22 protein-coding genes, 1 pseudogene and 1 riboswitch are annotated in these 22,997 nt (G+C 36.6%); of the genes and pseudogenes, 9 read left to right on the top strand and 14 right to left on the bottom strand.

Features of this window, described 5'->3' with window-relative positions; all coding sequences use genetic code 11:
- Positions 1–127 precede the first annotated feature (127 nt).
- From ACQKNC_RS18740 to ACQKNC_RS18755, 4 genes and pseudogenes are all read left to right on the top strand, one after another.
- Positions 128–601, top strand: a complete 474-nt coding sequence (locus ACQKNC_RS18740; RefSeq protein WP_427426263.1) for a hypothetical protein — start codon at positions 128–130, stop codon at positions 599–601.
- A complete protein-coding gene (locus ACQKNC_RS18745) occupies positions 589–876 on the top strand; it encodes a DUF2653 family protein (protein WP_427426264.1) in 288 nt (95 codons plus the stop codon). The genes ACQKNC_RS18740 and ACQKNC_RS18745 overlap by 13 nt, the downstream gene beginning before the upstream one ends.
- Before the next feature lie 518 nt (positions 877–1,394).
- A pseudogene (locus ACQKNC_RS18750) lies at positions 1,395–1,691 on the top strand (transposase); the annotation flags it as partial.
- A gap of 13 nt (positions 1,692–1,704) precedes the next feature.
- Positions 1,705–1,998 carry a hypothetical protein gene (locus tag ACQKNC_RS18755; RefSeq protein ID WP_427426265.1) on the top strand — a complete coding sequence of 98 codons (294 nt, stop codon included), beginning with the start codon at positions 1,705–1,707 and terminating at the stop codon, positions 1,996–1,998.
- A gap of 154 nt (positions 1,999–2,152) precedes the next feature.
- Here the strand turns inward: ACQKNC_RS18755 and ACQKNC_RS18760 are convergent, their stop codons facing one another.
- From ACQKNC_RS18760 to ACQKNC_RS18770, 3 genes are all read right to left on the bottom strand, one after another.
- Positions 2,153–3,775, bottom strand: a complete 1,623-nt coding sequence (locus tag ACQKNC_RS18760) for an S-layer homology domain-containing protein (protein WP_427426266.1) — start codon at positions 3,773–3,775, stop codon at positions 2,153–2,155.
- A gap of 77 nt (positions 3,776–3,852) precedes the next feature.
- The gene (locus ACQKNC_RS18765) at positions 3,853–5,019 is read right to left on the bottom strand and encodes an endonuclease Q family protein (RefSeq protein ID WP_427426310.1); all 1,167 of its coding nucleotides are present in this window, start codon (positions 5,017–5,019) and stop codon (positions 3,853–3,855) included.
- A 65-nt stretch (positions 5,020–5,084) separates the two neighbouring features.
- Positions 5,085–5,255 (bottom strand): hypothetical protein, encoded by a 171-nt coding sequence (locus tag ACQKNC_RS18770; RefSeq protein ID WP_427426267.1) that lies wholly within the window; start codon positions 5,253–5,255, stop codon positions 5,085–5,087.
- 148 nt (positions 5,256–5,403) lie between these two features.
- On the opposite strand from ACQKNC_RS18770, the gene ACQKNC_RS18775 reads away from it, so the two are divergent.
- The 3 genes from ACQKNC_RS18775 to ACQKNC_RS18785 all read left to right on the top strand — a co-directional run bounded on the left by ACQKNC_RS18775 (position 5,404) and on the right by ACQKNC_RS18785 (position 6,722).
- On the top strand, positions 5,404–5,982 hold the full coding sequence (locus tag ACQKNC_RS18775) for a TetR family transcriptional regulator (protein WP_427426268.1): 579 nt from the start codon (positions 5,404–5,406) through the stop codon (positions 5,980–5,982).
- Between the two features lie 72 nt (positions 5,983–6,054).
- Positions 6,055–6,408, top strand: a complete 354-nt coding sequence (locus tag ACQKNC_RS18780; RefSeq protein WP_427426269.1) for a DMT family transporter — start codon at positions 6,055–6,057, stop codon at positions 6,406–6,408.
- The gene (locus ACQKNC_RS18785) at positions 6,408–6,722 is read left to right on the top strand and encodes a DMT family transporter (RefSeq protein WP_427426270.1); all 315 of its coding nucleotides are present in this window, start codon (positions 6,408–6,410) and stop codon (positions 6,720–6,722) included. Before ACQKNC_RS18780 ends, ACQKNC_RS18785 begins: the two co-directional genes overlap by 1 nt.
- A gap of 403 nt (positions 6,723–7,125) precedes the next feature.
- Here ACQKNC_RS18785 and ACQKNC_RS18790 read toward each other — a convergent pair whose 3' ends face one another.
- A complete protein-coding gene (locus ACQKNC_RS18790) occupies positions 7,126–7,902 on the bottom strand; it encodes an ABC transporter ATP-binding protein (RefSeq protein WP_427426271.1) in 777 nt (258 codons plus the stop codon).
- A 5-nt stretch (positions 7,903–7,907) separates the two neighbouring features.
- On the bottom strand, positions 7,908–8,954 hold the full coding sequence (locus ACQKNC_RS18795; protein WP_427426272.1) for a FecCD family ABC transporter permease: 1,047 nt from the start codon (positions 8,952–8,954) through the stop codon (positions 7,908–7,910).
- A gap of 239 nt (positions 8,955–9,193) precedes the next feature.
- A riboswitch (cobalamin riboswitch) is annotated at positions 9,194–9,386 on the bottom strand.
- A 173-nt stretch (positions 9,387–9,559) separates the two neighbouring features.
- Here ACQKNC_RS18795 and ACQKNC_RS18800 point away from each other — a divergent pair.
- A complete protein-coding gene (locus ACQKNC_RS18800) occupies positions 9,560–10,156 on the top strand; it encodes a biotin transporter BioY (protein ID WP_427426273.1) in 597 nt (198 codons plus the stop codon).
- 348 nt (positions 10,157–10,504) lie between these two features.
- Here the strand turns inward: ACQKNC_RS18800 and ACQKNC_RS18805 are convergent, their stop codons facing one another.
- The 9 genes from ACQKNC_RS18805 to ACQKNC_RS18845 form a co-directional block, all read right to left on the bottom strand.
- Positions 10,505–11,047 (bottom strand): NADPH-dependent FMN reductase, encoded by a 543-nt coding sequence (locus ACQKNC_RS18805; protein ID WP_427426274.1) that lies wholly within the window; start codon positions 11,045–11,047, stop codon positions 10,505–10,507.
- A gap of 63 nt (positions 11,048–11,110) precedes the next feature.
- On the bottom strand, positions 11,111–11,728 hold the full coding sequence (locus ACQKNC_RS18810) for a nitroreductase family protein (RefSeq protein WP_427426275.1): 618 nt from the start codon (positions 11,726–11,728) through the stop codon (positions 11,111–11,113).
- Between the two features lie 103 nt (positions 11,729–11,831).
- Entirely contained in the window at positions 11,832–12,815 is a 984-nt protein-coding gene (locus ACQKNC_RS18815; protein ID WP_427426276.1) for a ring-cleaving dioxygenase, read from the bottom strand.
- A gap of 50 nt (positions 12,816–12,865) precedes the next feature.
- Positions 12,866–13,300, bottom strand: a complete 435-nt coding sequence (locus tag ACQKNC_RS18820) for a MarR family winged helix-turn-helix transcriptional regulator (RefSeq protein WP_427426277.1) — start codon at positions 13,298–13,300, stop codon at positions 12,866–12,868.
- A 158-nt stretch (positions 13,301–13,458) separates the two neighbouring features.
- A complete protein-coding gene (locus ACQKNC_RS18825; RefSeq protein ID WP_427426278.1) occupies positions 13,459–15,687 on the bottom strand; it encodes an S-layer homology domain-containing protein in 2,229 nt (742 codons plus the stop codon).
- A gap of 133 nt (positions 15,688–15,820) precedes the next feature.
- Positions 15,821–16,993: a glycosyl hydrolase family 18 protein gene (locus ACQKNC_RS18830; RefSeq protein ID WP_427426311.1), complete on the bottom strand. Its 1,173-nt coding sequence runs from the start codon at positions 16,991–16,993 to the stop codon at positions 15,821–15,823.
- 979 nt (positions 16,994–17,972) lie between these two features.
- Positions 17,973–18,704, bottom strand: a complete 732-nt coding sequence (locus ACQKNC_RS18835) for a hypothetical protein (protein ID WP_427426279.1) — start codon at positions 18,702–18,704, stop codon at positions 17,973–17,975.
- Positions 18,697–20,034, bottom strand: coding sequence for an AAA family ATPase (locus tag ACQKNC_RS18840; RefSeq protein ID WP_427426280.1), 1,338 nt, complete (start codon positions 20,032–20,034; stop codon positions 18,697–18,699). The genes ACQKNC_RS18835 and ACQKNC_RS18840 overlap by 8 nt, the downstream gene beginning before the upstream one ends.
- Before the next feature lie 232 nt (positions 20,035–20,266).
- Positions 20,267–20,638: a hypothetical protein gene (locus ACQKNC_RS18845; RefSeq protein WP_427426281.1), complete on the bottom strand. Its 372-nt coding sequence runs from the start codon at positions 20,636–20,638 to the stop codon at positions 20,267–20,269.
- 585 nt (positions 20,639–21,223) lie between these two features.
- On the opposite strand from ACQKNC_RS18845, the gene ACQKNC_RS18850 reads away from it, so the two are divergent.
- The gene (locus tag ACQKNC_RS18850; protein ID WP_427426282.1) at positions 21,224–22,972 is read left to right on the top strand and encodes a methyl-accepting chemotaxis protein; all 1,749 of its coding nucleotides are present in this window, start codon (positions 21,224–21,226) and stop codon (positions 22,970–22,972) included.
- The last annotated feature ends 25 nt before the right edge of the window (positions 22,973–22,997 follow it).

The raw sequence follows: 22,997 nt of genomic DNA on the forward strand, positions 1-22,997 counted from the left end.
TTCAAATTTATTGATATACCTAAATTAACGGAAGCGTTTATTTTATTTTTCGAGATGGTTCATGTAAGATTACTATTAAGAACTAGTTTATGACAAAACTAAAAAATATATTGGAGGAATGTAAGCAATGAAAAAAATCCTTGCTGCTCTTTTTGCAGCGACACTAATGTTTGCGTCTGTTGGTGCAACATTATTCATCTCAGATACACCAACTGCAGAAGCTAAATCTTATAAGTCAGGTAAAAAAGGTTTCTCAAACAATAATCATAACAATAACTCAAATTTCCAAAAATCTCAGGATAAATCTAAAGATCAAAATAATGCAACAACAAATAAAAACAATACAACTTCTACAAACAAAACGGATTCAACAGCTAAGAAAGGTGGCTTCTTCTCAGGCGGCCTTATGAAAGGCTTAATGCTTGGTGGCTTAGCTGGCTTATTATTCGGAGGTCTTTTCAGTGGCATGGGTATGCTTGGAAATATTTTAGGCTTATTAATTAACGTTGCAGCCATCATGGTTATCATAATGCTAGTTGTAAAAATTGTTAATATGTTTAAAGATAAAAAACGTAAAGAGGAAGCACAATGGCACAAATAATTAATGAGCAGGATATTATAAATGCAATTTGCTTATCACAGGCCTACAATAAAAACATTCGCCCTGAGGATGTGCTTGTAGAACTAACATACGATGATGCCACAGGCTTTGGTGCAGAAGTTGAAGTTAATGGACAAATCGAGATGTTCAATACAGCAGCAATGATTGGCGCACTACGTGTATGGATTAAAGATGTCCTACATAGCGACCCATTTTCAACAGGCATTGAACTTGTCCTAGACGATGAGGAAGGCATTATTGCTAGACTATCGTAAATAAGTAAAAGAATAGCAGTTCAATAAATCATAAATTAGATTTATTGAACTGCTTTTTAATTTTCAAGACCTTTTTTTGCCTGTTCTTTGAATCATTTCACTTCATTATTTTGGCTCTTCACCATATGATCCCCAAGGAATCGCCTAGCCTCCACTCCAATCAACCTATATCAATTTCGCCTTAAATTGCACTATATGTTCACAGCAATAAAAATACATAGCGTGTGGTAGGAGGGCACTGAAAAAGTCTATATCTTCTCACATTGCGAGTTATTCAACGATTTAATCGTTGAATAACTCGCTTTTTTCATTTGACACTGTGACTCTACTGTTGTTTTCCGAAGCATTCCGCTCGCTTTCCGCGGTCGAGCGATGCTTCTCCAAACAACGCAATGTATCACACTATTATTTTAGTCACGCTTTCCTTTATAATAAAAGAATTAATGTGCAGGTGGTGCCCCCTGATGATTTCAAATCAAGAAACCCTTTATTTAAGTCCATATATGGCGATCTAAGATATTGTTGTGCCAAAAGATAATATACTTCGCCAAATCAATGAACTTGTTGATTTTTCATTCATTTTAGAAGAGTTAAAAACAAAATATTGTTTAGACAATGGACGTAATGCCATTCCTCCAATTCGTATGTTTAAGTACTTATTATTAAAAGCAATTTATGATGTATCAGACGTCGACCTTGTAGAGCGTTCAAAGTACGATATGTCATTCAAATATTTCTTGGATATGGCGCCAGAAGATCCAGTCATTGATTCAAGTTCGCTTACAAAATTTCGTCGGCTTCGTCTTCGAAAAATGCAAAGTATGTCCAATGAGAGAGGGCTGTTATAAAGAAGGCGCAAAAAGTAAAACATATTCTGTCACAATTAAGTCGGATACACATGCCGAACAAGAGGCATTTCAAAATACGGAAGCATTTTATCAATTAGCCGCAAATCGCTACAAAGTAGAAGCGAAGAATAGCGAATTTAAAAAACGGACACGGGTACGATACGGCATCGACTGCGGGTCTATTTGGCATGGAAATTCAAGGTGCTACAACGATATTCGCTGTCAATTTGAAACGGATATTAAAGCTACTAAACGAAAAATGAATAAGAAATAGTGACAGAAATAAGGCACTTCCTGTTCAAAATTGAACAAGAAGTGCCTTATTTTTATCTGAAAAAGGTTCGCTTTTATGAAAACGTAAGTTTTTCAGTGTCCTCCGTGGTAGAGGTTTCTATTTACAAGCTCTAGCTTGAGTTGTTTCACTATCTTTATTTTTTTAATAGACTATTGAAATTTACGAATATTTTCGCTGCATGGCTACGTTTTGTCGGAGCCTCTGGTGAAAATTCCCCTTCACTCCCCATAACAATGCCTTGTTCATACAACATTGTTATTGCACGTTTTGTTTCTTCACTGTAAGATGCAATATCAGAAAAGGGTGCTTTTCCTTTCACAGCATAAGGTTGCTTTAACTGATGTTCATAGGCACGATTAATCATTAATGCTAATTGAGCACGAGTAACTGGCTGTCCTGGGTTAAACTTCTCACCCGTTCCCTTAACTAGCCCGTATTCATAAGCTGCTGCAATTTCTGCCTGCGTTCCAACATCATAACTTGCGATATCTGTAAATGGTGCCCGTTCTTTCGTCGTTAAACCTAGGCTTCTAACAAGCATGCTAGCAGCCTGTGCACGAGTTACATTTTGCTCAGGTCTAAACGTACCATCTGCGTAGCCTTTCATAATGCCATCTTCTGCAGCGTTCAGGATAAACTCCTTCGCCCAATGATTGTCGATATCAGTAAGGCTTAAAGTGCTTCCTGTAGTAAAAGTAACTGTTGGACTTTGTACACTTTCATTGCCAGCTGCATCTACTGCTTTAACAGCTACCGTGTATTCTGTATTCTCTGTTAAATTATCTAAGGTTATCGCCGTCGTCTCAGCATTTTGTTTAAATATCAGCTTACCATTTACATATACTTTGTAAGTAGTGACACCTACATTATCCTTCGCTTCCTGCCAACTTATTTTTACAGTTGTACTATCTTTCATATTTGCTTGAATAGTTTTTGATACATCCCATAACGTACTTGCTTTAATCGCTGGTAAAAACGCCTCGTTCGCTACTGCTAAATAGCCCGCTTCACTTAAATGAATATTTTCAGGATTTGGTAAATAGCTTGGAACATCTTTTGCTACAATATCGTATGTCGGTACAAAGATGGCACCCGCTTTTTCAACAGTTGTTTTGATCGTTGTATTCATGACTGTTAATAACATTTTAAATTGCTTCTGTAAATCCTCACTATAGTACGGGAAAGAATTATAGTACCCCATAACATAAACTTGAGCGTTCGGATTTATTTTCTTAATTTCTTCTAAAATAGTGGCAATATTTTTTATTGCTCCTTGTGATGCCTTTAACATCGCTGCTGCATTAATACCAGTTGACTGGAACTCTTTCAAAATAGGTATTAAATCATTGGCGCCAGCTGTCAAAGTAATAATTTCAGCCTCTTTAATAGACGTACGAAGTTTTACCTTGTCACTTTGATAACCGAATCCTGTCACAGGCTTTTCCACATCATTTTGTATATCTTCCAATACATTTTTTGTTGTATAGCCTGAATACGCAAACCCCTTATTATAAGAAGTGATGAATCCATCTTGCTGTAAAGTTTGCGCAACAAAATCTGCGTAACCTAAACCGATTATGCCAACCTCATTCATACCATGAGCCAAGGAATCGCCGAGTGCTATATAATCTGCCTGGGCCACCCAACTTGGCGCTATGTAATCTCTTTGCTCCACAGCGTTTGCTCCTACTGGCATCGCTAATTGCAACGCCAGTACACCAGCCGCTAAAAATCGAAATTTCTTTGATAATTGCATAATTAATCCCTCCACTTCTACTAATTACTATTTTAATAGATGAAGGATGAAAATGGGTTAAATATGAGCAAGTGTTTTTATTCACTTTGTATCTTCCCATAAGTCCCCCCGCCACCAGCTTCAATTGCTAATTGTCCTGTTCTTGCTAAATCGATCATCTTAGCAATCTTATGTGGTACGGTTTGTTCAAGCTGTTCTAGTGAAACTCGATGCAAGATGTTCATCTCTGTTCCAAATGCTTGTAGTAATCTTTCCATCATTTTCGGCCCTAACCCTGGAATAAAGTCTAGTGGTACTTGGTGAATATATGGTGGTCGAACACGTTTATCTGTAACTTGCTCTGAAAGCTCCTTAATACGTGTTGCAACACCTTTTATAATTTGAGTGCTTTCACATTTTGTACAGATTGTGGCCGAATTGCTAAGCTGCTCGCCACATTTTGCGCAGACAGTCTGATGATATTTACCAAGCAATGGATTTAAGCCATAATTGGCTGTTACAGCTCGATTTTGCTGTTCATGAAGTGCCATTTTCAATTCTGTAAAATTGGCATCAGTTAGTCTTAATTTTTGATACTCGCGTGCAATTTTTCCAAGTGAATGTGCATCAGAATTGCTGACAAATGTGTATGCTTGAAGATCTCTAATGTTACTCACCATATCGGTATTAGAACTTAAACCTAACTCAATCGCATCTATAAGCTGAGGATCAAATACTTCTGTTAAACTACGATGTACACCTTTTCCAAACAAGCTTTTAAATGGTGTAAAAACATGAGCAGGAATAAAAAGCCCTCCTAACTCACGAACCTTTTGTTGCAATGTTTGACCATCACAATAGATTCGCTGAGAGCTTAAATGGATATTTTTCATATAATGAGACATCCATTTTGAAAATTCCCCCATAAGTGAAAGTGTCGGAAAATAGGCAAGTACGTGGATTGGGCCAAGGCAATGATGATCATAAATCTCAATTTCAGTGCCTGGGATAAGGGATGTGTCTTGATAACGAAGTCCTCCCTGTCTTAGCTCCTTGAGCTCCCCTTGTTCAATCATCCCTGCCATTTCATCCATTACTTCTGGAGAATGACAATCAATAATCCCAATAATATCTAGTCCCTTTTTTGCACTAGCAGTCTCTAAAATCTTTGCTAACGTTAGCGTTTTACTGCCGGTAATTTTGACAGCGCGTCCACTAGAAGTACGTCCAATATGAATATGTAAATCCGCATAGAAATCTTGCATCATTGGAATCCCCCTATTTAAAATGAAAAAACCTCACATTGCTGCAAGGCACATTTTATTCTTAATTATGATGGATGATTGCTGTGAGTACTATTGATTGACTCAAGGGCACCCGAGCCCTGTGATGACATTGTCGAAGAATCATATGCCACTAATGTCACTCCAATTTCCTTTTCTAATTCATTAATTTTTCCAAGCTGTTGCTGATCTAATTGCGCAATTTTTATCTCTTCCATTTTCATCAAATCCTTTCACGAATAAAGTTCCCCAAATAAGAAACATATATACACGAAAAAACAATGACTGATTGTCAGTCATTTTCTTTGACTTTATTTCAGCTATTTTGTAACATATCAAATAAGCAGGCCAAAAGCGAGGGATTTCATGTCAAAAGAAGAGAAAATTATTCAAGCTGCAATTGAAGTTTTTCGTGAAAAAGGAATTGAAAAGACAAAGGTTTCAGATATCGTAAAAGCGGCAGGTATAGCGCAAGGGACATTTTATCTTTATTTCCCATCACGGCTTTCAGTTATGCCAGCTATTGCAAAAGTTATGGTTGAGAAGATTATTGCTGCTATTAACGATGGTATTTCAAAACATGAGCCTTTTGCAAAGCAACTTGAAAAAGTAGTAGATATTGTTTTTTCATTAACAGAGGAATATAGAGATGTATTTGCACTTATCTATGCAGGTATTACACAAACTGAGCATATGAAAGAATGGGAAAATATATATGCACCCTATTACGAATGGATGAATAATTTCTTATATGAAGCTCAACAACAAGGAACGATACGCGCCTCTCTAAATACTACTCGTTCTTCTAAACTTGTAATTGGTCTAATAGAATCTGCTGCTGAACAAATTTATTTGTATGACGACAGTACAGAAGAAACAATTAGATTTCAAAAACTTGAGCTTCTCGACTTTTTACATTATGCACTCTGTTTACGTCACGCCTAAGTGACGTTCTCTTTTACACCGAAAATGACTGAATGTCAGTCATAATCATTGATAAACGAAAGGAATTTAACTATGCAAAAAGATTGGATTTACGTTGGATTAACTAGTTTGTTTGAATTGTTTTGGATATTCGGTTTTAATGTTGCAAATGCTTGGTGGCATTGGATTATTATTGTGTCTCTAATTGCGATAGATTTCCATTTCTTATCGAAAGCTTGTGAGAACTTACCTACTGGCACAGTTTATGCGACTTTTGCTGGGGTCGGTACAATTGGGACTACATTAATGGACATTTTTATTTTTGACGGTGAGTTTAATGCTATTAAAGGAATCTTCATGTTTATTTTAATATTGGGCGTTATTGGTCTTAATTTAGCTGATAACCCTTCAAAAGATCACATTGAAGAGAAAGGAGCTAATGCATAATGGGTTGGTTACTTGTTTTATTGGCTGCAATTTCAGAAATTATTGGTGTTGTAGGTTTACGCTTTTATAGTCAGGAAAAAAATATACGAAATTTATTAATATATATAGGCGGCTTTGGAATGTCCTTTGTGCTATTATATGCATCCTTTAACTATTTACAGTTAAGCATCGCCTATGTAGTTTGGGTTGGTATTGGTACAGTTGGTGCTGTTCTCGTGAATATTATATTCTTCGGCGAATCTAAAAACCTGACTCGAATAATTAGTATCATTGCCATTATTATTGGTGTAGCAGGCTTAAAAGCAGTAGCATAATTTGACTTCATTTCAATCCATATGTGTTGTGCATGCGTACCAAACCTAATAAGTTAATGAAATTATATTAAATGACTCTTCGGCAAAACGAGGGGGTGGATTTCCGTTCCGACTTGGCGCTTTCTAGGGGGCGTCAGGGCAACACGAGGTTGGTCACGAAGGCGTTATCACAACATGCGATGGTTTTAGCCTTCGTTCCCCTATTGCTGATCCCCAAGGAGTCGCCCAGTCTCCACTCCAATCAACCGCTTCACAAAGCATGCATCTTCTGGCATTTCACTCTAATTTATAGTGATAAAGCAGAGCTACAGCACCAATATTCTAATTTTTTCTATTTACATTTTTAACTTTCATATTCCCTAAATAACACTATGTATCAATCACTTTATCGAGTTTCTAAAGCTTACTTTGTGAATTGCTCTGGGATATACATTAAATATGGTTTACCTGTAAGTGGATGTATTTGAATATCAGCATAAACTCCAAATACATCTTGTAATAATTGTGGTGTAAGTACTTCTTCTGGTGTTCCAAAACAAACAATTCGACCTTGCTGTAAAACATAAATTTGATCGCAATACATGGCTGCAATGTTTAAATCGTGTATTGCTGCAACAACTGTTAAATGTAAAGTTTGAATTAGATCCATAAGCTGCAATTGATGCTGAATATCCAGATGATTTGTTGGCTCATCTAAAATAAGTACCTGTGCTTGCTGAGAGAGGGCACGGGCAACCATCACACGCTTTTTTTCTCCACCCGAAAGAGTGCTAAAGCTACGTTTCTCTAAATGAGCGATACCTGTTTGGTTCAGTGCATCTTTTACAATTTGAAAATCTCGTTCTTGATCTAGCTCCAATAGTTTTTTATGAGGTGTTCTCCCCATACTAACTAAATCATGTACTGTAAAATCGAATAAGACTGGTGTTTCTTGACTTACAACTGCTAAATTTTTAGCAATGTTTTTACTCGATTGCTTTAAAATATCCTGTTCATTTAACAAGACTGTTCCACTTTCTGGTTTTAATAAACGATACATATTCTTTAATAGCGTTGACTTCCCACTACCATTAGGACCGATTAGACCAACAAATTGCTTGTCCTTTATTCGAATATTTACTTCATGTAATATACGTTCATCAGAAATGGAGAATGATACTTGTTTCGCTTCTAATGTCATATGCTTTAATCTCCTTCACCGAATGAATAATTGTTACTACGTAGCAACCAAATGAAAAATGGACCTCCGCAAAAAGCCGTGATAATTCCAATTGGCATTTCCTCCGGAGCAATTAAAATTCGAGCAAGTGCATCTGCCCAAACTAGGAAAATCCCTCCGAATAATGCACTAATCGGTATAACATATTTATGGTTTGAACCTACAATTAACCTTACAATATGTGGAATGATTAAGCCGACAAATCCGATTGAACCACTTACAGCAACAAGCACACCCGTTAATAATGAAACTAATATAATAAGCTGTATACGAAATTGTTGTAAGTTAACCCCTAGTGTGACCGCTGCTTCTTCCCCAAGAAGTAATAAATTTAGATTTCGATAGTGGAGCCATAACAAGGCAAATACTACAATAAAGATAATTGTAGGAATTAAAAGATTACTCCACTTCGCACCAGCAAGGCTTCCTAGCATCCAAAACATGACTGCCTTCATTCCGCCCTCTTGTTTCGACGTCATTAATATAAAATTTGAAATAGCAGATAAAATAAACGACACCGCCATCCCTGAAAGTAAAAGTCGAAAGACAGAAATTCTACCGTCAACACGCGCTAAGAAGAAAACTAAAGCCATTGCTGTGAGAGAACCTATAAATGCAGATACGGAAAGCGCATAAACGCTCAGAAATGAAAAAGCGCCTAAAATGATGACAGCTGTAGCACCAACCGTTGCACCAGAAGAAATCCCTAAAATATACGGTTCTGCAATTGAATTACGAACAAGTGCCTGAATAGCTACTCCTGCAATTGCTAAGCCTGCTCCAACGATAGCTGCGAGCAATACACGCGGAACTCGTATTTGCCAAATGATAATTTCCTGTGAGCGACTCCAATCTTGTTCGATTGAATTTTGTATAAATGGGATTTTAGAAAGGATAACCTTCCATACATAAAGTGGCGTAACGGAAACCGATCCAACCATAATCGCAATTGTCATCGAAATTATAAGTACTAGAAGAAGAATCATTGAAAGCATCATAAATTTTTTATTCATCAGTTTATAACTCCTACTCATTAAAAATCAATTTTGTCTTGGCGTAATTGCCCTCTATCGCTTTGCTTTCGCGACAAAACACTTGTAGCAGACGTTTCACATTCACAAACACTTGCCGAATGAAAATAAATAAAAAAAAGGGCATTCTATGCAAATGCGCATAGAAATACCCTTGATTAAACAAAGTCAGAAAGATTTCCTTCTACTATTGTCCGTAATCGCTTTCATCCTCGTGGGCATTACAGGAATTACTAATTGGCAGGTCTCCTGGCTTCGAATCAATGTACCTATGATTGCCTTCCCATTCTAGAACAGTGGCTAATACATCATAGAACTCCTCGTAACAGTTGCGGGACAGCGTCGGATTTGCACCGACTTCCCTTTTAAGCGACACATTTTACAAGATGTCACACCATTAGCATTTAATATTTTAAAATTATGACGATTCTATCATATATTTTAATAGTTAGTCTATAAATAATAGTTATTTATCAATTTATGCAGGATAACAACTTTTGTGTTAACCGACTTAAATAATCAAGTTGACACAAAAGCTTTATTTTTTTACACTATTATTATCAACATTACTATTTAGGGGTGAAATAATGACAACAGTTGCGGAACATACTCATCACAAATTAAGAACAGTAGATCTTGCATACATTGGACTATTTTCAACATTGATGATGATAGGAGCTAATATCACGTCTATTGTACCTTTCATGATGGTCGGTGGAGTACCTATCACATTGCAAACATTTTTTGCTATTTTAGCAGGGCTTATTCTTGGTAGTAGAAAAGGGGCACTCGCTTGTACTGTTTATATGTGTATCGGTTTAGCAGGTGCACCTGTATTTGCTCGTTTCGGTGGGGGCTTTGGACAAATTTTAAGTCCTACATTTGGTTTCATTGTCTCTTTTATATTAGCTGCATATGTCGCGGGGCTTATTGTAGAACGCAGTGGAACGAAGAAAAGCTATGTAGTTGCTGCATTAGTTGCAACAGCTATTAATTATTTACTAGGGACAAATTGGATGTACTTTGCCTACAAGCTATGGGCTAGTGCTCCTGATGCTTTCACTTATAAGATTGCATGGCTTTGGATGATGCCTCCTTTACCAAAAGATATTATTTTAGCTATATTTGCAGGTATTTTTGCATACCGCCTTCAAAAAGTTTTAAAAATAATTCCGATTAAATAAAAGCTTAACACCATTACGAGGGGTTGATTTCCGTTCCGGCTGGGCGCTTTGTAGCTGTCGCTTTGCTTTTGCTACAGAAAACATTTGCCGCTGACCCCCAAGGAGTCGCCCAGCCTCCACTCCAATCAAGTTATATAAATAGCATACATTTTATCCACAACTTTTTTGTTAAAGGATAAATAAACAATTTATTTCCTAAAAATGCCCCTCTTTAGTGTAATGCTAGAAAGGGCGTTTTTCTGATTGTCCTATTTGTCGCTTGGCTCTTCTATCCGTCGCTCTATCTTAAACCCAACAAACAAAAAATGCCCCATAAGTATTGTTATACTATGGGACATTTTTTTATTTTTAAACGTATATTTTCATCCAGTTTAAGAAGTTATCAATTACTACATCTAGGAATTTGATAGTACCCTCATCTGTTAGATTGCCTTCTGTATCAAATTTAGTGTGTACTGCTCCAATATAAACATCATTACCACTTAGTAATGGTGAATTTACTCCAGGTGAGAATAAAATATCTCGTAAATGTAATTGTGCTTTAACAGTACCTAAGTTACCCATTGATGCTCCCATCATGAATGATGGCTTGCCAATCATTACTTTATCAACTCGAGATAACCAATCGATGGCGTTAACCATAACACCTGGTACTGTACCGTTATATTCAGGCGTCAACCAAAGAACCGCATCTGCCTCTTTTACTTTTGCTTTAAAATCAAGTACAGGTTGTGGTGCTTCATTTTCGATATCTTGGTTATACATCGGTAAATCTTTCAAGCTTAATATTTCAAGATCAAATTTCTCTGTATAATGTTTTTGAATAAATTTTGCTAATTGCATATTATAAGATTCTTTACGGATACTACCTACGATTGCTACTACTTTCATAATTGCTTCCTCCTAAACATACATTAACTTTATTATTTATAAACAATTCTATTTTATACCACCCTAATAATAGGTAGCAAATTCCTCAACTGGTTTACGATAACCACGCAAGCGACGACTACTTTCTTTTTCTTTACCTATTGTTATTATTAGTGCAATTTCATGTGTCTCCGGAACATTAAAAAGTGCTCTCATTTGTGGTTGATCAAAGCCGATCATTGGGCATGTATCCCATCCACGATTTTTGGCTGCCAGCATAAATAACATAGCTGAAAGTGAAGCGTTACGAATGGCTTCCTCCTTCATAAATTCCTCGCCACGTTCTTCATAAAATTTCTTATTATCATCAACAAGATTTTCTAACTCACAAGCAGTAATAATGCCTAAGTCTACCATCCCTTGATTAAGGTTATCAGTATTTTTATATGCTTCTTTATCCCCTAGGACAAGTACAACCGCTGAGGCCGAGTGCACTTTATATTGCCCGTATGCTGCTTCTCTTACTTTTTCTTTTTTTTCTTCATCTAATACAACGATGTAATTGGCATGTTGTAAATTAAAGGCGGACGGAGCAAGCTTAACATCCTCCAAAATGGGACGTATATCTTCTTCACTCATCTTGATATCCTTTATAAAATTATTCGCAGAACGACGCTTATCTATTAGCTTTGAAAATTCCATCTAACTGACCTCCAATTATTTTTAATTATCATATAGCTGTTACGAGTATCTCATTTCCATTTAGCAGAGGCTTGTATTTCTCTACTGAATGGAGTGAAAGATATTACTCATATTCTTTATCGAACATAGTCGTACTTCTTACAGTGTCAATAGAACGAACAAGCTCTTCAATTTGTGCACGCTTTGGCTCTAAAAATGGTGGCAATGATAATTTTTCACCTAAAGTTTCAAAAGGCTCATCCCCCATAAACCCTGGGCCATCAGTAGCTAGCTCAAATAAAATCTGTGGTGCTACTCGTGCATAAAGCGATTCAAAGAAGTGACGATTTACATAACCAGAAGTATGGAAGCCAAAGCCTTCAAATCGTTCAGTCCATTCATCTAACACAGCTCGATCCTCTACGCGGAATGCAGCATGATGTACTGTACCGAAGCCTTGACGAGCTACTGGTAAAACTGTGTTAAATTCTACAACGATTTGTGCACCGTTTCCGCCTTCACCAACCTCAAATAGATGGAAATCCCCTTCCTCCGCAATTTCTGTAAAGAGCATCACTTTTTCTAGCATCTCTTTGAAATATTTAAAATTAGCAACTCTTACAAAAACCGGACCTAGACCTGTAATTGCATATTCAAGAGGAATCGGTCCATCTTGCCATGGAGTGCCTGATGCAACACCTGTATTGTTTTCATCAGAAATAAGTTGGTATTGCTGATCGTCAAAATCGACGAAAGATAAAGTTTTCTTGCCAAACTGCTCTTTAATACTTGTATGTTTAACATTTAATCGGTCGAAACGTTTTACCCAATAGTCTAATGACGCATCTGTTGGCACGCGGAATGAAGTTTTTGAAATTTCATTTGTTCCATGCACACCTTTTGGAATGTTTGGGAAATCAAAAAATGTCATATCAGTGCCAGCGCTACCTTTATCATCTGCAAAGAATAAATGGTATGTTTGAATATCATCCTGATTAACTGTTTTTTTCACTAATCGCATCCCTAACACATAAGTAAAAAATTTATAATTTTCTTCCGCACTACTTGTGATAGCAGTTACGTGGTGAATTCCTTTTAAATGATTCATTTTATGTTCCTCCTACTTATCTCGATTTCGAGATATATACGTAAAATTTTTTATTTTTTAATTGCGTTTAAACCAACCTTTTTCAAAGACAAAATCATTGTGTCCATCTCCTGTTGATCTAAAACTTCAAAAATCTCGTTAATTTTTTGTTCATGCTTTGGGAATATTTCTTCCATCACCGTTTGTCCTTCAAATGTTAATAAAACATATGTGACACGGCGGTCCTTCGGGCAAGCACGTCGATACACAAAACCTTTTTGTTCGAGCTTATCAATAACATACGTAATGCTACTACTTGCGATTAATATTTTCTTTCCAATCACTTGGATTGGTTGCTCACCATGGTGATATAAAAATTCAAGTACCGAAAATTCGGTTTGATTTAAATTGTATTGAAGTAAATCTCTCTTTGTTGCATCTTGAATCGTTTGATATGCTCGGAACAATACCGTAAAGGCTTTTAAATTACGATTGTCATCCTTCATACGACTCCCTCTTCCTATTTACTTCGAATTAATTTATCTTTAATTTGAGATAATAATAACATATACACTACTAAACAGCAATCCTTTTGTTTTACTGTTATTACAAAAAGGGCATCCCCCTATAATTAGGAGATGCCCTCTCATTTATAAATTATTAATTAATAGTAACGGCGGTCATTGTTTTGTTCATAAGCAGCCTTTGCTAAACGAACTGTAGATACAGCCAAATCTGCATATGTCACTTTCTCAGTAGCATTGAATTTATTTTGCTGTCCATCAATTAGTCCCATTGCACTCGCTAAAGCAACATAACCTGAATACGCTGGGTCAATAGAGCTTGCATCAGTAAAGTTTAATTTGTAAATGTCACTATGCTTAGCAGCATTCTCTAAATTCAGTACGCGCACTAACCATTCTGCAAGCTCTTGACGAGTCAATGTTGTATCTACTGCAAATTGATCTGCTGGTTGTAAAATACCCATTTTTACAGCTTGTTCAACGACTCTGTATAATGGATGCTTTTTGTCAATATTATTAAAGGATTGCGTATCGTTGTCTCTTCCATACGGACCGAAATCATATCCATATGATAATGATTTAACTAAGATTTTCAAAGCTTCTCCCTTTGTTACAGCTGTATCAGCATTAAAGTTTGTAGGGTCTTTAACTTCTAACACATTTTGGCGTAGTAAATAAGTTAATTCTCCTCCAGCTGTTGGATGTGAAATGGCTGGTTTATCTTTAGAGTCATCAATCTTTTGAAGCCATTCACCAGTTGTTGCATCAATACCATTGGACAAGCTTCCATTATAAACTGGAGCGTATACTAAATCATAGTGGTGATTATCCTCGCCATCCTGTTTTGCATACTGAAGCTCCAATTTTAACCCCTCACTAAGCATTGCTTTTGCTTTATCAGCAGGAATAGCTTTGTTTACAGACGGCCAATTATCAATCTTACGATTATTAACATGTAAAGCATTTAATTTCCCATCTGCACTAATACCAACAGAAATTTCATCCCCTACTACAGCAATGCCATTGACAATACGTGGGAAGGAGAAGTAATACTGTTTGCTGTTTTTGTCATATGCTGTATCTTCTAGTGGTTTTGAATAGTTATGAATATATGACGGAACCCACTCTTTTAAGTAGTCTATCGCTTTTGCTAATGCAGCATCTTTTGAAATTGGTTCTACTTTATCATCTGTCTCCGCGAAATCTCTACGTATATCCCAGTAGTCCGTAATCTCACCTGTTGCTTTGTTCACTGCAAATGATGCGCCTGAGCCATGATTTCCAAAATCATACATATAATTCACTTCGTAAATTGTCTCGCCATTTTCGTTTTCTCTTTCATTAACTGAATCAATTTGTAGCTTTACTTTGTCTGAATCAACTTTTAAGAAAGATTTAGCTAACTCTTCTACTTCTGCTACTGTAATATCTTTCTTTCTAGGCGCAAGCGGTTGCGATGCAAGTTTCTCTACTACTTTTGCCTTTGGTACTTGAGAAGTGAAACCATTCATTGTTTGCCACTGCCCATTTATTGCATGTACACCATTGAAGCTTGTTGGTGGCATATACACAAGCTTAGCAATAGCTTCGCCTGTTTGGTAGTTATAGTCAACCATATAACGTAGATCTACTGACAAACTTTCGCGAACCTGTGAAAGTATATCTGACTCATTCTTTTTCTGTTCTAAGTTATCAAATGTTGCCTTACTAGTTGACTCCGTATTACGATACATACTTGTAACTTCACCATTCGCTAGAACTGCAATATGGATAATCTCATTACTAAGTAGTACACCATTGTGTGTAGGTGAATAAGCGAATGAATACGAAATTGGTTCAGATAAAGGTCTACTATAACTAAAACCAAAATCACCATATCCATTGTCTTCACGAAGCTTGTAATTCGCAGTGTTCGGCAATTTCTTCAGGAAGTCTTGGGCAACTTTTTTCGCCTCACCCTCTGAATACTTCACTGGGTACAATGCATCCGCTATATTGATAGGTTGATAGTAGAAATTTTCTAATTCTAAATCTTCACCTTTAAAAGTAAAACTACCATAAGCGTCTTTGCCATTGATTGTCTTATGGAAGTTTAATTCATAGCGTATCGTTTTATCATCATTAAAATAATGCGATTCCCCCATTGAGAAATCTTTCTCTGTCACAAAATTGAACTTGTCTGAGAATAGTGTATTCAATTGCTTAATAAGCATACTTTTTGTTACTTTTGTTTCTGTTGAAGAAACTTGAATTGCTACTCTCTCTTGCGGTTCTTTTACATTTGCTGAAGCTTGTGCCATGGGAGAAAGTACACTAACAGAAAATGCTGTAGATGTTAGTATGATACCTAACTTTTTAAATTTTACCAAAATATCCCTCCTAAATTATCATTTACCATTATTATAATATATATTACCATAAATGGAAATGATGTTTTCGCATTATTTATATTTTTAAGAAAATAGAATGAACATAGAGCTTCTTTGTTGCTCCTGAAAATTCTCATTTCTTTACTACATCAAAATTTGATCCGATTAATAACCAATTTTGAGGGAATGGTAAACCTAACTTCCAATACCCTACTCCTCGAAGTTTGTACTGTTTGATTAAATTGAACTTCGCCTGAATTGACCTTGCATCCTCAAACCACACTATATGTGCTTTCCCTTGTTCATCATAGTAATCAAAGAAGGGTGCTTGAGACCTCAAATCAAACTGAATGGCTGCATTATATTTCTTAGCAATCTCGATAGCTGCTTGTGGACTAACTGCTTTTGCATATGGTCCCCCTTGTACAAAAGGCAGTGTCCAGTCATAGCCATATAAATTTTGTCCAAGTAAAATTTTATTCCGAGGTATCTCACTTACTGCATATTTTACAACTGCCTCTACCTCTGGAAGTGGCGACACTGCCATAGGTGGCCCTGCAGAATACCCCCATTCATACGTCATTAACATAACAAAATCCACTATTTCTCCATGTGCTTTATAATCATGTGCCTCAGTCCATGGACCTTTCTCACTTGCACTTGTTTTTGGAGCTAGCGCTGTCGATACTGTATATCCCTGTGGATGGAATCGATTCACAGCTCTCCTTAAAAAGTTGTTATACGCTTGTCGTTGATCGCCCGGCAAATTCTCAAAATCAAAATGGATATCCTTTACTGTTCCTAAACGCTTTGCCTCTGCAAGAATATTAGTAAAAAGCAAATCCTGTACTGCTGTACTTTGAAAAATATCTCTCGCTAAATCACCGCTAAAACTAAAATTCTCTAAATTCGAGACAACCATTGCTAGAGAAGCACCTGTATCATTTGCAATTTGCGTCACACCTTGACTCGGAGGTCTCTTAAGTGTCCCATCTCGCCTTGCCTCATAGCTAAATAAAGCAAGATAAGTTAAATATGGACCCGCTTCTCTTGCTTGACTCAATAATGCCTCACTAACGAATGTCCCTTTCGGCTCTAAATATGCCAATGTTTCAGCTCTTGTTTTTGGCTGAGGTGGAATATAAAGTCGCATACCAACAGATATAGGCTGATTCGGACTAATATTGTTCACCTGAGCAAGAGTTAAATAATTGATGCCAAAGCGTTGACCGATTGTATATAAACTATCTCCTGGCTGCACATAATAAAAACTTCCGACAATCGGTATCACAAGAGCTTGCCCTATAACTATTCGATTTGGTTCAGGAATTTGATTGGCATCTACAATACTTTGAACTGTAGTCCCATACGCCTGCGAAATACCCCATATGGATTCCCCTGCCCGTACAACATGTATTTGAATGGTAGTGCCTCCTTCTAGCTTGATAAAATCACACCTATAAAGCTTATGAATATTGAAAGGAAAAGATGTCATTGCACAGTTAGAACAGATTCCCTGAAACAAAAAAGATCCATCGCTTATTACAGCGATTGGACCTTGTTTTCCTTAATTTCTTTATAGTATTTATGACATGCTCGAAAATAAAATATAAAAAAGAAATAAGCAAACAACTGTAGTACAGAACCTATAAAATGAACATTTTCCCGCATACTCGCATCGAAATTTATTGAAAATACCTGTATGACGAAGCCACAAAGCATAAATGCCATGAATTTCTGGTATGTTTTAAATGTTTTAGCTTCAAGAGGTTTATTATTATGAATGTGTAATAATAATTGAAAAACCCAATACATAAAGACGATGAATAAAAATTGCATAAACTGAATCCCAATTTCCCCAAGTATCTTATAGCCTAGCCATTGATCTAGCTCCACAAAAAGTGACATTATCATTAAAATAATAGCGAAGTTTTTCGCCCAACGTTTTAAATTATGTCAATGAAATTAAGGTGTCGTATAGTACCTCTTCGAAAAAGCGAGACAGGCGAGACCCTGAGGCCAACACGATGTTGGTCACGAAGGCGTTGTCACATTACGTGACGCACTTAGCCTTCGTTCCTTTAGAGGAGGAAGCGGCTCGACGCTCGCCCACAGGAAGCTTTGCTCTGCGCGAAAGCGTAACGTCAGCGACAATGTTTTAACTGCGCGAAAGCTAAGCGTCAGCGACAATGTTTTAACTGCGCGAAAGCTAAGCGTCAGCGACAAAGCGAGTAGCCTGGAACGGAAATCATCATTCACAAAGATTACCTTAGCCATTTTGTTTTTCATTGTACATCTGATTTAATCATTTCAAATAATAACGGTACATTCGTTCCGCGCTGTAAGGAATTACAGTCCTCCATTAAAAATGACCAACTCATTTTCATTTTTTCTTTATATGGAAGCTCAGCGTTAACTGGAAGAAATTCTTTTAAAAACTCTTCTATGGAGGTCGATAAACTTTCCATAAATTCATCAGCCTTTTGCACCTTTTCCATTGCTACTTCATTGCGCTCATTCCATAGTACATGTTCTAAGTTTGTAGAAAAATAGAATAGCTGATACGGTATTCTTAATCGATGAATGCTAAAATAATCATTTGCCACAAGGATTTTGGCATTATTCGCCTTCATTTCATTTCGTTGTTCGATTTGCTCCTTACGCTTCTCAGATTTCACCAATATCGCATCCTCTGTATAGTATAAATTTTGCTCAATATCTTCCTTCACCTTGACAAATTCGGGGGCAATAAAACAACCATCTGCATCAGTAATATGAACGACAGCAGTTAAATCCTTCGCTAAAAACTTATACTTCTCCAAATAGCTCTGAATCACTCGCGCGACACTATTTTTAATATTAGGTATTCTTTTATTAGCATCCCACTTCGTTAAAATATCCTCTCGTTGTACATCAAAGCGAATCGTTGAATTCGCAAAATGTTCATCTAGAAAATCCTCTAAAACAATTTGCTCCGTCTGCCCCTCTACAATGATTAAAAAAACCTTTTTAGTCACGCTGGACACCTGCTTTTCTAAAGGCACGCTTTATTTTAAATGTCTTCGTTTCTTTATAAACCTCTTCATCCTGTCCACCCAACTGAATTGCACGTAAATAAACATCTCGAGCATTATTTACCTCTTTAATACCCTTTAGCTGCATATAACGCCGATCCTCATTCGTTGTCGTAAACCATAAGTTTTTAATAGCTAGCACCTCTAACACACGTAAATTATGAGACGTGAAAATAAGCTGGCCTTTTCCGTCCTCATCAATCACTGTTAACAACTCGCCTAACAAATATTCAAAAACACCAGAATCTAATTCATCAATTACTACACAAGCATTTGGGTTATTATAAACTGCAATAAGCACACTTAGTACAGATATAATTTTCAAAATTCCTTCAGACTCTGTCCGTAATGGTAATTCGCGATCCCCTCGCTGCGATAAAAATTCAAAACGAATTCCCTTTTCCCCATTATCCATAGTTTGTTTTGTAATTACATTAATCTTTATACTTAGGCCTGGAATAATCGCTGATAATACACGATTACTTTGCTCTATCACTTCACATAACACATAAAACGTATCCTCTGGCAATAACGCTGGCCCCTTCAAATTGTAAGATATAGAACCACGAGTTTTTTCTAGATGGATACTAAAGGGCATGAGGCGCTCTTCAAATAATGGTGCGATATTTTGATTATTAACGACATGTAAATCTCGATTAAAATCTATTGCCAAATTATGAAGCAATTGCATTTCTAGCTCTGACAGCGTGTCCTGTAATAACGGCTTTAAATCTTTGTGAAAGACAAAGGACGCATATTGTTTTTTAGATAATTGATGAATGACTAGTAATTGAATACGCTTTTTTTCATTCATATCAGAAAGGTTTGTTTTACGTAGTTGTATGTCTTCCTCGGTAACATTAATTAGAATCTTTGAACGCTTCCCTTTCTCATTTTCTCTGTAAGCTATTCGTTCAACCGTTGTATACAGTCTGTTTTCATCTTCTTGCAACTCTACATAATAATTTAGGAAGAATGTTCCAAATTGATTTTCTATAAGAAACTCGAACTCAATGCTTGCCGTATCCTCCCCTGCCATAATTAATCGCTTTTCCTGAGATGGCAATTTAATCTCAGCTATCCAGCCGGAAATAAGTGCCTTTAACAAGCCGAATGCATCAACAATAGTTGTTTTCCCTGAACCGTTTTGTCCGTATATACCTACAACATTAGCCTTAAAAAATGTCTCAAAATTCACAGTTAAAACGATTTCACCATGTCGTACATTTCGTAAATTTTGTATCTTTATTCTTTTGATTTTTATTATGGTCATTTATCTAAACACCCTTCAACAACATTTCCTTCTATTATAATTAAATTTGATATATTTTATAACACATTCTATTTTAGCGAATTATACCTTTATCGATCATTCGCTTAGTTTAATGCCTATGACAATAATAATAGTAGGCATATGTTAGAAAAGAAAAAAGAAGAAAGGTGTGTTTCATTGGTCAATCCTAGATTAAATCCCGAAGATGATGTTAACATTCCGTTTCACCCTACTATGCCTTCTGGTAGCCCGTATCCAACACAGCCATATCCATCGCGCCCTTCACAGCCATACCCGCCACAACCATATCCACCACGTCCTCCGCATCCATATCCGCCACAACCATATCCACCACGTCCTCCGCATCCATATCCGCCACAACCATATCCACCACGTCCTCCGCATCCATATCCGCCACAACCATACCCACCGCGTCCTCCGCATCCATATCCGCCACAACCATACCCACCACGTCCTCCGCACCCATATCCGCCACAACCATATCCACCGCGTCCTCCGCAGCCATATCCGCCACAACCATATCCGCCGCGTCCTCCGCAGCCATATCCGCCACAACCATATCCACCGCGTCCTCCGCAGCCATATCCGCCACGTCCTCAGCCATTCCCAGGAGGGCAATATCCTAGCTTACCAGGTTTACCAGGTTTAAACCTACCTGGCATGTAGATTTATCACCTGATATTTGGAAATCCAAGATAAATAACTATAGCAAAAAAGCTATCCAGGAGTTCGAATAAGAACTAATGGATAGCTTTTTTATTGTTTATTAGAAACTATTATTGACTTATAAAAAACTGAGGACATGGCTTCTCTCTTACCCACCGGGGTAATCATCAAATCAAATGTTTTAAAATCAACTTATATAACAACGTTCCTTATTTTATATTAAAAAAAGGTTATTTTTTCATAAAAATATCTATACAATAAAGAATTTTATAGACTAAAAAACTAAATACTCATTTAATTTCCGTAGATTTAATGTCGAAATAGGAAGTTTTCTGGGTTGTTAACCATATTTTTTGGCAGTATAGTTGTTTAATGTAAGGGTATAAATGGATTATTTTGCATTCATTCCATTTGTAACAAAATGGTACATAACTTTCAAAAATATTTACATCTACGTTACCAATTTGAAATATGTTTTGTATATTATTTTAGGAGGAAGAGCATGAGAAAAAGTAAGAAACAGCATACGTCCATCAGTAAAAAGTTAACAGCTATAATGTTAAATATTTTATTACTATTCGGATTAGTCACTTTAGGTCTTTCCTATTATATAGTCAAGAACAGTAATTTAAAAGATATGGACCAATCTCTTCATGACAAAGGATTGATTCTATCAAAAACCATAGATCAAAAGACACTGAAATCTGCATTGAAAGAGCCTAATGCTAGTAACCCCGATGTCCTACGTTTGACCAAAGAAATGGATTCTATAAACGATCAATCCGATATTATTACGAACCTTTTTCTCATTACGTTAGATGGAGAAAAAATAAATGCACCGGTTCTTTCATCTAGTGTTCTGGATGTGGGAGCTGAATATAACCAAGATATGATAGCAATGGGCCTATCTTCAGATTTCCTTGCAAAGATTAAAGATGTATTTGAAACAAAGGAAGCTACAGCTACTGAAATATATAGCGATGAGTATGGTAGCTATAAAACAGGAATTACACCTATTTTTGACGAAGATGGCTCTATTTTGGCTGCCTATGCAATGGACTATGATGTATCAATGGTGACCGCTAAGGCGATGTCAGAAGTAATGTGGATACTTTTAGTGACAGTTACTTTCTTAATTGGTTCATCTATTGCAGTTTACTCTCTTATAAAAAGAAAATTAAAACCAATCCAACTACTATCTCGACAATCTAGAAAGGTGGCAGAAGGTAATTTAGAGCTTGAGCCTTTACCTGTATCATCAACAGATGAAGTTGGCACGCTAACAGAAAACTTCAATTCAATGATCGAGAATTTGAGAACGGTTATTATAAGTGCAACAAATGTTTCTACCCATGTTTCAAAGTCCGCAAATGTTTTATCAACTAATATGCATGAGGCAACAGATTCTTACAATAGTGTAGCTTCATCTATGCAAGAGATTGCAGGAGGCGCTGATTTACAAGTACAAAAAGCACAAGAAAGCTCCATTACAATTGAGGAAATGAGCATTGGTATTCAACGAATTGCCATGACATCCAATCAAATTTCGGAATCTTCTATCCTTGCCTCAGAAGAAGCTGAAAAAGGCAATGCATCTACTAATAAATCTGTAGCACAAATGAATGCCATTAGTAAGGCTGTAAATCAATCAGCATCATCTGTAAAAATGCTTGGTGAGCATTCAGGTAAAATTGAAGAAATCGTCGGTATTATTACAGGAATCGCTTCCCAAACAAATTTACTTGCGTTGAATGCAGCAATAGAAGCTGCTCGTGCTGGAGAAGCTGGAAGTGGTTTCGCTGTTGTTGCAGACGAAGTTCGCAAGCTTGCTGAGCAATCAGAGGCTTCAGCTAGTGAAATTTCTACGCTTATTTCCCATATCCAGCGCGATACGTATGAATCCGTAAATATTATGACACGAGCTGTGGAAGAAGTGGACAATGGTTTATTGATGATTAATGACTCAGAGAAATCATTTAGTCAAATTTTTACTTCTATTCATCATGTTACTGGGCAAATTCAAGAACTATCTGCAACAATTGAAGAAATGGCTGCGGGTATGGAGGAAGTAACTTCTGCTGTTAAGGATATGGAAGACTTCTCGGTAAATTCAAGAGATAATACGAGAGCAGTAGCCGAAACATCTGCATCCCAACTTAACACTGTGCATAAAGTTTCTGAAGAAGCCCAAGCACTGACTGACTTATCAAATGAATTGTTAAATGTTGTCAACACTTTTGTAGTGAAGTAAAGAAAACTCAATTCTAAAGTTCCGA

The sequence above is a fragment of the Lysinibacillus sp. NPDC094177 genome (assembly GCF_050279145.1).
GTDB lineage: Bacteria > Bacillota > Bacilli > Bacillales_A > Planococcaceae > Lysinibacillus.